Source organism: Sphingomonas sp. CARO-RG-8B-R24-01 (assembly GCF_022662295.1).
Classification (GTDB): Bacteria; Pseudomonadota; Alphaproteobacteria; order Sphingomonadales; family Sphingomonadaceae; genus Sphingomonas.
This window is the reverse complement of the sequence record NZ_JAKNQI010000001.1, coordinates 811,449-825,491: the sequence shown is the minus strand read 5'-3', so window position 1 is coordinate 825,491 and position 14,043 is coordinate 811,449. Positions and strand designations below refer to the sequence as shown.

At 67.7% G+C, this 14,043-nt stretch carries 12 protein-coding genes; all 12 read left to right on the top strand.

The window, feature by feature from the left end; all coding sequences use genetic code 11:
- Positions 1–22 precede the first annotated feature (22 nt).
- The 12 genes from L8G49_RS03970 to murC all read left to right on the top strand — a co-directional run bounded on the left by L8G49_RS03970 (position 23) and on the right by murC (position 14,037).
- Positions 23–340: a hypothetical protein gene (locus L8G49_RS03970; RefSeq protein ID WP_242137715.1), complete on the top strand. Its 318-nt coding sequence runs from the start codon at positions 23–25 to the stop codon at positions 338–340.
- 372 nt (positions 341–712) lie between these two features.
- Positions 713–1,213 (top strand): division/cell wall cluster transcriptional repressor MraZ, encoded by a 501-nt coding sequence (locus L8G49_RS03965; RefSeq protein ID WP_242137714.1) that lies wholly within the window; start codon positions 713–715, stop codon positions 1,211–1,213.
- The gene (rsmH, locus tag L8G49_RS03960; RefSeq protein ID WP_242182590.1) at positions 1,210–2,166 is read left to right on the top strand and encodes a 16S rRNA (cytosine(1402)-N(4))-methyltransferase RsmH; all 957 of its coding nucleotides are present in this window, start codon (positions 1,210–1,212) and stop codon (positions 2,164–2,166) included. The genes L8G49_RS03965 and rsmH overlap by 4 nt, the downstream gene beginning before the upstream one ends.
- Positions 2,166–2,807: a hypothetical protein gene (locus tag L8G49_RS03955; protein ID WP_242182589.1), complete on the top strand. Its 642-nt coding sequence runs from the start codon at positions 2,166–2,168 to the stop codon at positions 2,805–2,807. The genes rsmH and L8G49_RS03955 overlap by 1 nt, the downstream gene beginning before the upstream one ends.
- Positions 2,804–4,534, top strand: coding sequence for a penicillin-binding protein 2 (locus L8G49_RS03950; protein ID WP_242182587.1), 1,731 nt, complete (start codon positions 2,804–2,806; stop codon positions 4,532–4,534). The genes L8G49_RS03955 and L8G49_RS03950 overlap by 4 nt, the downstream gene beginning before the upstream one ends.
- A gap of 10 nt (positions 4,535–4,544) precedes the next feature.
- Positions 4,545–5,972, top strand: a complete 1,428-nt coding sequence (locus L8G49_RS03945) for a UDP-N-acetylmuramoyl-L-alanyl-D-glutamate--2,6-diaminopimelate ligase (protein ID WP_242182584.1) — start codon at positions 4,545–4,547, stop codon at positions 5,970–5,972.
- Positions 5,969–7,348, top strand: coding sequence for a UDP-N-acetylmuramoyl-tripeptide--D-alanyl-D-alanine ligase (gene murF / locus L8G49_RS03940; protein ID WP_242182582.1), 1,380 nt, complete (start codon positions 5,969–5,971; stop codon positions 7,346–7,348). Before L8G49_RS03945 ends, murF begins: the two co-directional genes overlap by 4 nt.
- Positions 7,348–8,418: a phospho-N-acetylmuramoyl-pentapeptide-transferase gene (gene mraY, locus L8G49_RS03935; RefSeq protein WP_010162697.1), complete on the top strand. Its 1,071-nt coding sequence runs from the start codon at positions 7,348–7,350 to the stop codon at positions 8,416–8,418. The genes murF and mraY overlap by 1 nt, the downstream gene beginning before the upstream one ends.
- Positions 8,419–8,856: 438 nt before the next feature.
- The gene (gene murD / locus L8G49_RS03930) at positions 8,857–10,245 is read left to right on the top strand and encodes a UDP-N-acetylmuramoyl-L-alanine--D-glutamate ligase (RefSeq protein WP_242182581.1); all 1,389 of its coding nucleotides are present in this window, start codon (positions 8,857–8,859) and stop codon (positions 10,243–10,245) included.
- 5 nt (positions 10,246–10,250) lie between these two features.
- A complete protein-coding gene (locus L8G49_RS03925; RefSeq protein WP_242182579.1) occupies positions 10,251–11,465 on the top strand; it encodes a putative peptidoglycan glycosyltransferase FtsW in 1,215 nt (404 codons plus the stop codon).
- Positions 11,462–12,622 (top strand): undecaprenyldiphospho-muramoylpentapeptide beta-N-acetylglucosaminyltransferase, encoded by a 1,161-nt coding sequence (gene murG / locus L8G49_RS03920; RefSeq protein ID WP_242182577.1) that lies wholly within the window; start codon positions 11,462–11,464, stop codon positions 12,620–12,622. Before L8G49_RS03925 ends, murG begins: the two co-directional genes overlap by 4 nt.
- A complete protein-coding gene (gene murC / locus L8G49_RS03915; RefSeq protein WP_242182575.1) occupies positions 12,619–14,037 on the top strand; it encodes a UDP-N-acetylmuramate--L-alanine ligase in 1,419 nt (472 codons plus the stop codon). The genes murG and murC overlap by 4 nt, the downstream gene beginning before the upstream one ends.
- Positions 14,038–14,043 lie beyond the last annotated feature (6 nt).

Below are 14,043 nucleotides of genomic sequence, written 5' to 3'. Positions count from 1 at the left end.
CGTTACATTTATGCCACAGCTTATGAAAATCATCGCAAAAGACGCAGCGCAGACGACGCAGCGGTTCCGGGTCGGGATGATCGGACTCGCCGCGGTCCTGCTGTTCATCGGACTCGTTGCCGCCATCTTCTCGACGGCCAATCATGATCGCCAGGTCGTGGCAATCGGCAGCGCGCGCGCCGATGTCGTCGCCAACATGGTATCGGGCGATGCCGGTGCGCCGGGGGCGGCGGCGAATCGGGAGCCGCTCGCCGAGCTTGGGGTCGCCCCCAGCGCTGAGCTGGATAACGCGACCGCCATCGACAATGCGATGAAACCGCAGGCGCAAAGCGCGCGGTGACAGACACCATCGCTCGCATGGGTGCGATCCAGGCATTTTTGGGCCGAGTCATCAGGCCGGGTGAGGCGGGGAATTTGCGGGAAAGCCGATGCTCCGAGCCCCTGAGGGAAGAGATTCGCTCTGTTCCGGCTATCAACCATTCGAACACACCGGGAACGGGCTAAATTGATGAAAGTATTTTTGCGCCGAAAACCTTCGGATTAGACTTTAGTCCCGTCCAATCCCCGGGTTTCCCCTTGTATCCCCGCCGCTCCCCGTGATACCTCCTTAGCGACAGGGGCAGACCGAACTCGCCTGCATTTCGCGGCGCTGAGATTGCAGAGATGCGATTCTCGGTACGGGGGAGGCTTGCCCGCCTAGTGCGGGGTAAGCGTGGACGAACGCGGAGATTATCAGGGGGACGGTCTTGGCCTTGTCGACGACAAGGGCCGGGTCGCGATTCCTGCTTCGCTCCGCGCAACGCTGGCGGCGAACGCGCCGCGTCCTGACGGCAAGGACGGCGGGACGGTGATTGTCGGCGTTCACCCGAAGCACAAATGCCTGCGCGCCTACGATCCGGCCTATGTCCGCATCCTGCGCGCGCAACTCGATGCGCGCGAAGCCGCGCACACCGGCGCCGACGGCGAACCCAATTACAATTTCAAGCGTCGCGGCGCGAGCGGCGAGCCCGTGCCGTTCGACGGTTCGGGGCGGTTCATCATGCCCGGTTTTCCGCGCGACTATGCCGGGATTGGCGAGCATGCCTTCTTCTGGGGAACGCTCGACTGGATCGAGATCTGGGATCCGAAGACGCTGCTCGATGCAGAAGACGTCGATCCGGTGATGCAGGCCGCTTGCCGCTATCATTGCAAGACCAAGGGAGTCGCGCTGTGAGCGATCGTCCCGCCACCGCCCCGCATGTCCCCGTCCTGCTCGACGAAGTGATCGACGCGCTCGCCATTGCCGCGGGCGACGTGCATGTCGACGCGACTTTCGGCGCGGGCGGCTACACCCGCGCGATGCTGGCGCGCGGCGCGCGCGTGTTTGCGTTCGACCGTGATCCGGACGCGATCGCCGCCGGGGCGGCGATGGTCGATGCGGCCGACGGTGCGTTGATGCTCGTGCCCGCGACCTTCTCCGCGCTGGAAGCCGAACTCACCGCGCGCGATGCCGTGCCGGTGCACGGCGTGACGATGGATATCGGCGTGTCGTCGATGCAGCTGGACCAGGCCGAACGCGGGTTCAGTTTCCAGTCGGACGGTCCGCTCGACATGCGGATGAGCCAGGAAGGCGAGAGCGCTGCGGATTTCGTCAACATGGCGGATGAAGGCGCGATCGCGGACGTGCTCTACCAGTATGGCGACGAGCCCCGCTCGCGCCGGGTCGCCCGCGCGATCGTCGCGGCACGGCCGATCACGCGGACCGGCGAGCTGGCACATGTCGTTCGCCGCGCGCTTGGCTACAAGGCGCACGACAAGAAGGACCCGGCGACGCGGACCTTCCAGGCGATCCGCATCCATATCAATCGTGAACTGGGCGAACTGGCCGATGGTCTTGCCGCCGCGGAACGCGTGCTTGCACCCGGTGGGCGGCTGGCGGTGGTGACGTTCCACAGCCTCGAGGACCGGATGGTCAAGCGCTTCCTGCGCGAGCGCTCGGGGGGGCTGCCGTCGGGGTCGCGCCATCTGCCCGAAGTGGCGGCGGCGCATGCACCCAGTTTCGAGGCGGTCGGTCGCGGCGTGCGACCCAGTGAAGACGAAATCGCGCGCAATCCGCGCGCACGATCGGCAACATTGCGGACGGCACGGCGTACGAGTGCTGCCGCCTGGACGGAAGGGGCGTTGTAATGCTTGGGCTGGCTTGGAAGAGTCTGGGATGGTTCCTGGCGAGCGTCGCTGTCGCGCTCGGCTTCCTGCTCGTGCCGTTGCAGGTTGCGGCCGAGCGCAAGAAGCTCGACCGCACCGTCGGGGATATCGCGCGGGCCGAGCGCGATATCCGCGCGCTGGAAACCGAATTCGACACGCGCGCCAATCTCGCGCAGCTTGACAAATGGAACGCCGAGAAGCTCGGCCTCGTCGCGCCGTCGGCGGGCCAGTTCGTCGCGGACGAGGCGGCGCTGGCCGCGATCGAGCCGAGCGCGCCGAACGCGCCGCAACTCGCATCGTTCAAGCCGCTCGCGCCGCTGCCTGAGGCGACCGCCACCGCGACCACGGCAGATGCGGCCGCCCCGGTCCAGGCTGCCGCCGTCCAGACGGCGGCGCTGTCGACGCCACGGGCACAGCCGTCGGTCGCAACGGTGGCTGCGGCACCGCACGCCAAGTCGACCCCGGTACGGGCTGCGGCGCCGGTCGCACGCACCGCGATGGCAGCGGTGGCCGCGCCCAAGCCCCGCGCGGCGGTGGCGATGCTTGATCGCGCCTTGCTGGACGACAGCATGTTGGGCGACCTGCGCAGCGGCGCGCGTGCCGAAACCCGGTCGCGTCGGTGACCACGCTCGTCGCCCGGCCGGTCCCCGCGCGACGGGGTAACGACCAGCGCCACGCGCTGGTCGCGGTCGCGCACGTGCGGCTGATGATGCTGATGCTGCTGATCATGGCGGGGTTCCTGCTGGTGATCGGGCGGATCGCGTTGCTGGGGATACTCGGCACGCCGGCAGGGGCCGCCAATTTGGTCGCGAACCCGCAGGTGCGCGGCGACATTCTCGATCGCAACGGCCAGCCGCTGGCGCGAACGATCGAGGCATGGACGATTGGCGTCCGGCCCGCGCAGCTGCTCGGCGACCGGCAGGTGCTGGCGGACTCGCTGGCGCGGTTGCTGCCCGGGCACGATTCGAGCTGGTATTTCCAGCGGCTGACGATGCGCGGCAAGTTCACCTATCTCGAAAAGCACGCGTCGCCCGACCTGGTGAACCAGATCCATGCGCTCGGCGAACCCGGCATCGTCTTCGCACGCGAGCCCGAGCGACTGTATCCGCAATCGACGATGGCGGCGCACGTGCTCGGCTACATTGGCCCGACCGCGACTGACGCGCATATCGCCGGCCGTGCCGGGATCGAGCGCGCGTTCGACGAGCGGCTGAGCGACCCGCGCCGGCGGGGCGAGCCGATCGCGCTGTCGATCGATGCCCGCGTCCAGGCCGCGATGGAAAGTGAACTCGGGCGCGCGATGACATCGTTCCGCGCCAAGGCCGCAACCGGCGTGGTACTCGACGTCCATACCGGCGAAATCATCTCGATGGTGTCGCTGCCCGTCTACAACCCGAACAGGATCAGCGGCTCCAGCAGCGACGCTCTGCGCAACAACGTGACGCAGTCGGTCTATGAGCTCGGTTCCACCTTCAAGCCGATCGCGATTGCAGCGGCGATCAACGACGGTGTCATCACCGACATGACCCGCCGGTTCGATGCGACCAAGCCGCTCAAGGTTGGCCGGTTCACGATCCATGACGATCGCGGTGACCCCAAACGCTGGCTCAACATTCCCGAGACGCTCGTCTATTCGTCGAACGTCGCGACCGCGCAGATCGCCGACAAGATGGGCAAGGATCGGATGGCGGCGATGTTCACCGCGCTCGGGTTCGGTGAACGTCCCGCGACCGAGTTGCGCGAGCGCGCCGGGCCGATCTGGCCGCGCTTCTGGGGCCGGACGACGGTGATGACGACCGCGTACGGGCACGGCATCGCGGTGACGCCGCTGCATCTGGCGAACGCTTATGCCACGCTCGTCAACGGCGGGATCTATCGCCCGACGACGCTGCGGAAGATCGCGCCGGGTGCTGCCTCCAAGGGGCGCCGCGTGTTGACCGAAGAGACCAGCGCACGGATGCGCCAGTTGCTGCGGCTGGTCGTTCTGCTCGGCACGGGCCGCAAGGGCGACGCCGTGGGCTACCGGGTCGGCGGCAAGACCGGAACCGGCGAGATCGCGGGCGCGGGCGGCTATTCGCGCAGCAAGAACGTGTCGACCTTCGCGGCGGCCTTCCCGATGGATGCGCCACGCTATGTCGTCGTCGCAATGCTCGATTCGCCCAACGGGACGAAGGAAACCTTCGGCCTGACCACTGCCGCGTGGAACGCCGCCCCCGTCGTCGGGCGGGTGATCTCGCGCACCGGGGCGATGCTCGGCGTGACGCCGGATACGTCGCGAGACATCGATGTATCCAAGCTTTTGCCTCTGGTATGGACCGGGGAGAAGAAACTCGTCCCGACCGCAGAATGAGAGATGTAACGTGAAATTGGGTGCGCTGACCGGCGGAAACGAGAACGCCACGGTAAGCGGCTTCGCGATCGACCACCGCAAGGTCGCGCCGGGGACGGTGTTCGGCGCCTTCCAGGGGGCTGCGGTCAACGGCGAAGACTTTATCGAAGCAGCGGTTGCGGGTGGCGCGATCGGGATCGTCGCGCGGCCGGAGGCGCAGGTGACGGGCGCGGTGCATATCGCCGATGCCAACCCGCGTCGCGCCTTCGCCCGGCTTGCCGCGCGCTTCTTCGCGCCGTTCCCGGCGGTGGCGGTCGCGGTGACAGGGACCAACGGCAAGACCTCGACCGTCGAGATGGTCCGGCAATTGTGGCGGATGGCGGGGTATCACGCGGCCTCGATCGGGACGCTCGGCGTGACGACGGGCGACGACCGCGTCTCGACCGGGCTGACGACGCCCGATGTCGTCACCTTCCTGTCCAATGTCGCTGGGCTTGCGCGCGAAGGCGTCAGCCACGTTGCGTTCGAGGCGTCTAGCCACGGTTTGTCGCAATATCGCACCGAGGGGCTGGCGGTGCGTGCGGCGGCGTTCACCAATCTCAGCCGCGATCATCTCGATTATCACGGGACGATGGATGCTTACCTGGATGCGAAGCTGCGGCTGTTCGCGGAAGTGCTGGCAGACGACGGGACGGCGGTGCTGTGGGCGGACGATGCGGCGAGCGCAAAGGTTGCCAAGGTTGCACAGGCGCGTGGCGTTGCGGTGGCGCTGGTCGGGGCGGCTGGGGATCGCCTCCGGCTGGTCGGGCGGGTGCCGAGCCTGCTGGGTCAGGCGCTGACGATCGAGGCGGATGGCGCGACGTACAAGATCACCCTGCCGCTGATCGGCGCGTATCAGGCGGCGAACGCGCTGACCGCGGCTGGGCTGGTGATCGCGACCGGCGGGGATGTCGCCAAGACATTGGCAAATATCGCACATTTACAACCAGTTAGGGGTCGCCTGGAACGCGCGGTCATCACGTCCGGCGGCGCGCCGGTCTATGTCGATTATGCGCATACGCCCGATGCGCTCGATGCGGCGATCGCGGCGCTGAAGCCGCATGCGGGCGGGCGGTTGATCGTCGTCATCGGCGCGGGCGGGGACCGGGATCAAGGCAAGCGCGCGGACATGGGCCGCGTCGCGATCGAACAGGCCGATCATGTCATCGTTACCGATGACAATCCCCGCAGCGAGGACCCCGCCGCGATCCGCGCGATGGTGCTCGAAGGCGCGCCGGGCGCGGTCGAGATCGGGTCGCGGCGCGAGGCGATCCGCGCGGCGATTGCGGGGGCGGGGCCGCAGGATATCGTGCTGATCGCGGGCAAGGGGCATGAGCAGGGGCAGATCGTCGGCGATCTGGTGCTGCCGTTCGACGACGTCGGCGTCGCGCGCGAGATGGCGCAGGAGCTGAGCGCATGAGCGCGCCGCTGTGGACCGCCGCCGACGTTGCCGCTGCGACCAGTGGCAATGCATCTGCCGACTTTGCCGCCAGCGGTGTCACCTTCGATTCGCGTGAGGTCGGGCCGGGCGACCTGTTCATCGCGCTGCACGGCGAGTTCAGCGACGGCCACCGTTTCCTCGACGCCGCGTTTGCGCAAGGCGCGGCGGGGGCGATCGTGTCGCAGCCTACGGCGCACCCGCACGTGCTGGTCGCGGACACGACGCTGGCGCTCGACGCGCTGGCGCGGGCGGCGCGGGCGCGGACGTCTGCCAAGATCATCGGCGTGACCGGGTCGGTCGGCAAGACCGGGACCAAGGAGGCGTTGTTCGAGGCGCTCGATCGCGGCGCGCCGGGTGGCGCGCATCGCTCGGTCAAGAGCTACAACAACCATACGGGCGTGCCGCTCAGCCTGTCGCGGATGCCCGCCGCGACGCGCTTCGGCGTGTTCGAGATGGGGATGAACCATGCGGGCGAACTCGCACAACTGACGCAGCTCGTCCGCCCGCACGTCGCGATCGTCACGACGATCGCGCCCGCGCATACCGAATTCTTCGCGAGCGAGGAAGCGATCGCGGATGCCAAGGGTGAGATCTTCGCCGGGCTCGAACCCGGCGGCGTCGCAATTGTCCCTTATGACAGCCCGCACCGTGACCGGCTGATCGCGGCGGCAACCCCATATGCGGCGCGGATCGTGACGTTCGGGCTGAACAAGGCCGCCGACGTCCATGCGATCGAGACGATGCGGACCGCGCGCGGGGCGACCTTCGTCACCGCACGCGTCGGCACTCGCGAACTCAGCTTCACGATGGCGCAGCCGGGGATGCACTGGGTGTCGAACGGGCTCGCGGTGCTCGCGGCGGTCGATGCGGTCGGGGGCGATCTCGCCGCCGCCGGGCTGGCGCTCGCCGAAATGGGCGGGCTCGCGGGGCGGGGCGCGCGGTTCGCGGTCGCGGCAGCGGGCGGGTCTGCGCTGGTGATCGACGAGAGCTACAACGCCAACCCCGCCTCGATGCGCGCGACGCTCGCGGTGCTGGCGGCGGAGAAGGGCGTGCGGCGGATCGTCGTGCTCGGCGAGATGCGCGAGCTTGGCGACGACAGCGATTCCTATCATGCGGCGCTTGCCGAGCCCATCCTCGCGGCAGGGGTCGAAGCGGGCATTCTGGTCGGTGAACGCATCGCCCCGCTGGCGAACGCGCTTGAGGGGAAGGGCGATTTCGTCCATGTCGCGGACGCCGCCGCCGCGCGTGCCAGCCTTTCAACGATGCTGGCGGCGGGGGACGCGGTGCTCATCAAGGGATCGAACGGCGTGGGGTTGGCGGCAGTCGTCGCAAGCCTACGGAGCGGGACACAGTAATGCTCTATTTCATCGCCGAATATCTGGGATTCCCGGGGGCGCTCAACCTCTTCCGCTATCTCTCGTTCCGCACCGGCGGGGCGGTGGCGACGTCGCTGTTCCTCGGCATGCTGATCGGCCCGCGCTTCATCGGCTGGCTGCGCGTGCGGCAGGGCAAGGGGCAGCCGATTCGCCTCGATGGCCCGCAATCGCATCTGTCGAAGCGCGGCACGCCGACGATGGGCGGGCTGATGATCCTGACCAGCCTGGTGATTTCCAGCCTGTTGTGGATGGACCTGTCCAACCCGTTCGTCTGGGCGTGCACCTTCGTGACACTCGGGTTCGGCGCGATCGGGTTCCTTGATGATTACGACAAGGTGCGCAAGGCGAGCACCGCGGGCGTCTCGAGCCGGTTGCGGCTGCTCGGCGAATTCGCGATCGCGCTGATCGCCAGCGCGATCATCGTCCACCAGAACGGGACGCATCTGTATCTGCCGTTCTATACCGGGCCGGTGATCCAGCTCGGGTGGTTCTACATCGTGTTCGCAGCGTTCACGATCGTCGCGTTCGGCAATGCGGTGAACCTGACGGACGGTCTCGACGGGTTGGCGACGATGCCGGTGATCATCGCGAGCGTCGCGTTCATGCTGATCGTCTATCTGGCGGGCAACGCGAAGTTCGCGGCCTATCTCGGCATTCCACACGTGCCGCATGCGGGTGATCTGGCGATTTTCTGTGGCGGGATCGTCGGGGCGGGGCTTGCCTTCCTGTGGTTCAACGCGCCGCCGGCCGCGGTGTTCATGGGCGATACCGGGAGCCTTGCGCTCGGTGGCGCGCTCGGGGCGATTTCGGTCGTCGCGCATCACGAGATCGTGCTCGGGATCATCGGCGGGCTGTTCGTAATCGAGGCGATGAGCGTGATCATCCAGGTGTTCTTTTACAAGCGGACGGGGAAGCGCGTGTTCCGCATGGCGCCGATCCACCACCATTTCGAACAGCTTGGCTGGAGTGAGCCGACCGTCGTGATCCGGTTCTGGATCATTGCGCTGGTGCTGGCGCTGGCGGGTCTTTCGACGTTGAAGTTGCGGTGATCGTTTCGAGGATCTTGGGCGGCGTGCGCCTCTTGCTCAAGCCCCTCCCCTTCAGGGGAGGGGTTGGGGGTGGGGCGTGTCTCACCGAGGGCAACGCTTGCAACTGCCCCACCCCAACCCCTCCCCTGAAGGGGAGGGGCTTTTTCTTGATGGTGACGCTCTCGTGATCGTTTCCTCTCTCTGGGCTGGAAAGCGCTACGCCGTGCTGGGGCTTGCGCGGTCGGGTGTGGCGAGCGTGCGTTCGCTGGTTGCGGGCGGCGCGGAGGTCGTTGCGTGGGATTCCAGCGCGGCAAGGCGAGACGCTCTTCTTTCTGTAGCCCCTCCCCTTCAGGGGAGGGGTTGGGGTGGGGCTGTACCAGGCGCTGATCTCGGAGAGACGTCCCCCACCCCCAACACCTCCCCTGAAGGGGAGGGGCTTTTTCCTGTGGTGGTGCTGCTGTGATTATTTCGCCGACCTGGGCTGGGAAGCGCTACGCCGTGCTGGGGCTTGCGCGGTCGGGCGTGGCGAGCGTGCGTTCGCTGGTTGCGGGCGGAGCTGAGGTCGTTGCGTGGGATTCCAGCGCGGCAAGGCGAGACGCTCTTCTTTCTCAAGCCCCTCCCCTTCAGGGGAGGGGTTGGGGTGGGGCTGTACCAGGCGCAGGTCTCGGTGAGACTTCCCCCACCCCCAACCCCTCCCCTGAAGGGGAGGGGCTTTTAGATTTCGCTGATCCCGAAACCTTCGACCTCTCGGCCTTCAACGCCCTCGTCGTCTCCCCCGGCGTCCCCCTCAACCGCCACCCGGTGGCCGCGCGCGCGCGCGCGGCGAACGTCCCCATTCTCGGCGACATCGAACTCTTCGCCCAGGCGCGCAGCACCCTGCCGCGCCACAAGGTCGTCGGCATCACCGGCACCAACGGCAAGTCGACCACCACCGCACTCGTCCACCACATCCTGCAAACGGCAGGCATCCCCAGCCTGATGGGCGGCAACATCGGCCTGCCGATCCTCGAGCAGCAGCCGCTGCCCGAAGGCGGCGTCTATGTGCTCGAATTGTCGAGCTACCAGATCGACCTGACGCAGAGCCTCGATTGCGACGTCGCGGTGCTGCTCAACGTCACCCCCGATCATCTCGACCGCTACGACGGGTTCGACGCCTACGCCGCGTCCAAGGCCCGCCTGTTCGAAATGCAGTCGCCCGAGCACGCCGCGATCATCGGGATCGGCGATACCCCCTCGGCGCTGATCGCGCGCAGCCTGTCCGCGCGCGGCGAGCAGCTCACCAAGATCGCGCCCGGCGTGTGCATGGACCAGTCGCGCTGGCCGTCGCTGCAAGGTCCGCACAACGCCCAGAACGCACTCGCCGCGATCGCGGTGGCGCAGGCGCTTGGCGTCAGCGAAGCCGCGATCGACGAGGGCTTGCGCAGCTTCACCGGTCTGCCGCACCGGATGGAGCGTGTCCGCACCCACAATGGCGTCGCCTGGGTCAACGACAGCAAGGCGACCAACCCCGAATCTACCGCCCCCGCGCTCGCCGCGTTCGACCGGATCCACTGGATCCTCGGCGGGGAAGCCAAGTCCGACGATCTCGACGCCTGCGCAGCCCAATTCGGGCACATCGCCAGCGCCTATACGATCGGCGCCGCCGGCCCGCGCTTCGCCGCGATCCTCGCGGGGAAAGTGCCGGTCGAACAATGCGGTGACCTTGCCACCGCCGTCGCCGCTGCGGCGCGCTCGGCTGCGCCGGGCGATACGGTACTGCTGTCGCCGGCGTGCGCGTCGTTCGATCAGTTCCGGGATTTCGAGGATCGTGGGAACCAGTTCCGCACTCTGGTCGAGGCGCTCGCGTGAACGACATGAGCAATAGCCCGCCGAAATTGTGGAAAAGCATGAAGGGTCGCGGCGGACGCGGCGACCGGTCGCCGCTCGGCACGTGGTTCTGGGATATCGACCGGATGCTACTGCTGCTGACGCTGCTGCTGATCGCAGTCGGGCTGGTCGCGGTCGGCGCGGCGTCGCCCGCCGCGGCGACGCGCTATTCGGACGAAAAGCATCACGTCGCGCCGCTGTTCTATCTGTGGTGGCAGCTGGCGTGGGTCGGCGTATCGCTCCCGGTATTGCTGGCCGTATCGATGCTGCCGGTTCCGGTCGCGCGGCGGATGGCGTTGATCGGGACGGTCGCGTGCCTTGTCCTGCTGATGCTGGTCCCCGTGTTCGGCGTCGAGAAGAACGGCGCGACGCGCTGGCTCAATCTCGGCGTTTCGCTGCTTCAGCCATCCGAATTCCTCAAGCCCTTCTTCATCGTCACCGCCGCCTGGGTGCTGTCGATGCGGGCGCAGGATGAATCGCTTCCCGTGGTCACGATCACCGCGGGGATGACCGCGCTCGTCGCGGTGCTGCTGATGCTCCAGCCGGATTTCGGGCAGACGGTGGTGTTCTGCACGGTGTGGATGGCGCTGCTGCTGATCTCGGGGACGTCGCCCAGGATCATCGCGGGGCTGGTCGCCGCGGTCCCCGCCGGGCTGACCGCCGCCTATATGTTCTACGGCACGGCGCGGGCGCGGATCAACGCGTTCCTGTTCCCGGACCATGACGGCGTCGGCGCGGCGGATCATTATCAGACCAATGCGGCGCACGATACGATTACGGCGGGCGGCTGGCGCGGGACCGGGCCGGGCGGCGGATCGATGAAGTTCCGGCTGCCCGAGGGGCATACCGATTACATCTTCTCGGTCATCGGCGAGGAATTCGGGCTGATCGCCTGCATGATCATCGCGTTGCTGTTCCTCGCGATCGTCGTGCGCGTGTTCGTCAAGTTGCTGGACGAGCAGGATGAATTCCGGCTGTTCGCAGCGGCCGGGCTGGCGACGCAGTTCGGCGTGCAGGCGCTCATCTCGATGGCGGTCAACACCGGGATCGCCCCCTCCAAGGGAATGACGCTGCCGTTCATTTCCTATGGTGGGTCGTCGCTGGTCGCGCTGTCGATCGGAATGGGCTTGCTGCTGGCGTTTACCCGACGCAATCCGTTCGTCATGCGATCCAAATATATCGCACGATGGAGCGGCGAATGAGCGTGGCGAGACATTTCGTACTGGCTGCCGGGGGGACCGGCGGGCACATGGTGCCCGCGGCGGCGTTGGCGACCGAGCTGATGCGCCGCGGCCATCATGTTGCGCTGATCAGCGACGAGCGTGGCGTGCGCTTCCCCGGCCTGTTCGAGGGGATCCAGACGCATATCCTCCCCGCCGGGCGACCGGGGGGTGGGCCGATCGGCTATGCCAAGGCGGCCTCGGCGATGCTGAAGGGCCGCGCGATGGCGATCCAGCTCTACAAGAGCTTTCGTCCCGATGCGGTGATCGGCTTTGGCGGCTACCCCGCGCTCCCCGCGCTGCTCGGCGCGTTCAACCAGAACATCCCGACCGCGGTGCACGAACAGAATGCGGTGCTGGGCCGGGTCAACCGGCTGGTCGCGCGCAAGGTCGATGCGATCGCCACCTCCTATGCCGAGGTCGAGCGGCTCAAGCCGGGAATGCGCGCCAAGACCCATCTCGTCGGCAACCCAGTGCGCGACGCGGTGCTGGCGCTGCGCGCCAAACCGTATCCGCTGCTCGAGGAAGACGGGATCTTCCGCGTGCTCGTCACCGGTGGCAGCCAGGGCGCGAGCGTGCTGAGCCAGGTCGTCCCCGACGGCCTGTCGCTGCTGCCGCTCGCATTCCGGCGGCGGCTGCAGGTGACGCATCAGGCGCGGATCGAGGATATCGACGCCTGCCGCGCGAAATATGCCGAGCTGTCGATCGCGGCGGACCTAGCGACCTATCTGCCCGACCTGCCCGAGCAGCTGGCGTGGGCGCATGTCGTGATCGCGCGCGCGGGCGCCTCGACGCTCGCGGAGCTGACGTGTGCGGGGCGTCCGGCGATCCTCGTGCCGCTGCCGTCGGCGACCGACGACCACCAGACCGTCAACGCACGCGAAATGACGCAGGCGGGGGGCGCGCGGACGATCGACCAGCGCAGCTTTACGCCGGTGGAACTCGCCAAGCAGATGCAGAAGCTCGGGCTCGACCCGGCGGCGTTGCAGAATGCCGCCGCGCGGGCGCGCGCGTGCGGTCGCCCCGAAGCGGCGAGCGATCTCGCGGATCTGGTCGAGAGCCTCGCCAATCCCCACGGCGACATGCCGATCGGCGCGGCGCGACCGCGCAAACCCAGTCAGAAGGCAGCATTCGCATGAAGGGTGTCGCAACCGACATCGGCACGATCCATTTCGTCGGCATCGGCGGGATCGGCATGTCGGGCATTGCCGAGGTGATGAAGAACCTCGGCTACAGTGTGCAGGGGTCCGACGTGGCCGAGGGCTATGTCATCGAGGGGCTGCGCGAGAAGGGCATTCCGGTCCTGATCGGGCATCACGCCGACAATCTCGGCGATGCGGCGGTGATCGTCACGTCGACCGCGATCAAGCGCGGCAACCCCGAGGTCGAGGCGGCGCTCGAGCGGCGTATCCCGGTGGTGCGGCGCGCGGAAATGCTGGCCGAGCTGATGCGGCTCAAATCGACCGTCGCGGTCGCGGGGACGCACGGCAAGACGACGACGACCAGCATGGTCGCCGCGCTGCTCGACGCGGGCGGGGTCGACCCGACCGTCATCAATGGCGGGATCATCAACAGCTACGGCTCGAACGCGCGCCTCGGCGCGAGCGACTGGATGGTGGTCGAGGCGGACGAGAGCGACGGCAGCTTCCTGCGGCTCGACGGGACGATCGCGGTCGTCACCAACATCGATCCCGAGCATCTCGACCATTATGGCAGCTTCGAGCACGCCAAGAACGCCTATGTCGAGTTCATCGAGAACGTGCCCTTCTATGGTGCTGCGTTGCTGTGCCTCGATCACCCCGAGGTCCAGAACATCATCCCGCGCGTCCGCGACCGGCGCGTCGTGACCTACGGCTTCGCGGCGCAGGCCGACGTGCGCGGGGTCAACGTGACGCCGGTGCCGGGTGGCAACCGCTTCGAGGTGATCATCCGCCACCGCGACGGGACGAGCCGCTCGATCGAGGGAATCGAGCTGCCGATGCCCGGCCGCCACAACGTCCAGAACGCGCTCGCCGCGATCGGGGTCGCGCTCGAACTGGGGATCGAGGACGCGACGATCCAGCAGGGGTTCGCACAGTTCGGCGGGGTCAAGCGGCGCTTCACCAAGGTCGGCGAAATCGTGGTGCCCGGCGGGGTCGTCACGGTGATCGACGACTACGGGCATCATCCGGTCGAGATCCGCGCGGTGCTCGCCGCGGCGCGCGAGGGCGTGCGCAACCGCGTGATCGCGGTGGTGCAGCCGCATCGCTATTCGCGATTGGGCGATCTGATGGAGGAGTTCCAGGGCGCGTTCAACGATGCCGACATGGTGCTGGTGACCCCGGTCTATGCCGCGGGCGAGCAGCCGGTCGCGGGTGTCGACGCGGACGCGCTGGTCGAGGGAATCAAGCGGCGCGGGCATCGCTCGGCGGCGACGATCGCCGACGCCGGGGCGCTGGCGCAGGTGCTGGCCCCGCTGGTTCAGGCCGGGGACATGGTCGTGTGCCTTGGTGCTGGCGACATCACGAAATGGGCGGCGGGTCTTGCCGGCGCGATCGAGGCGGCGCGTGCCTGAGGCGGC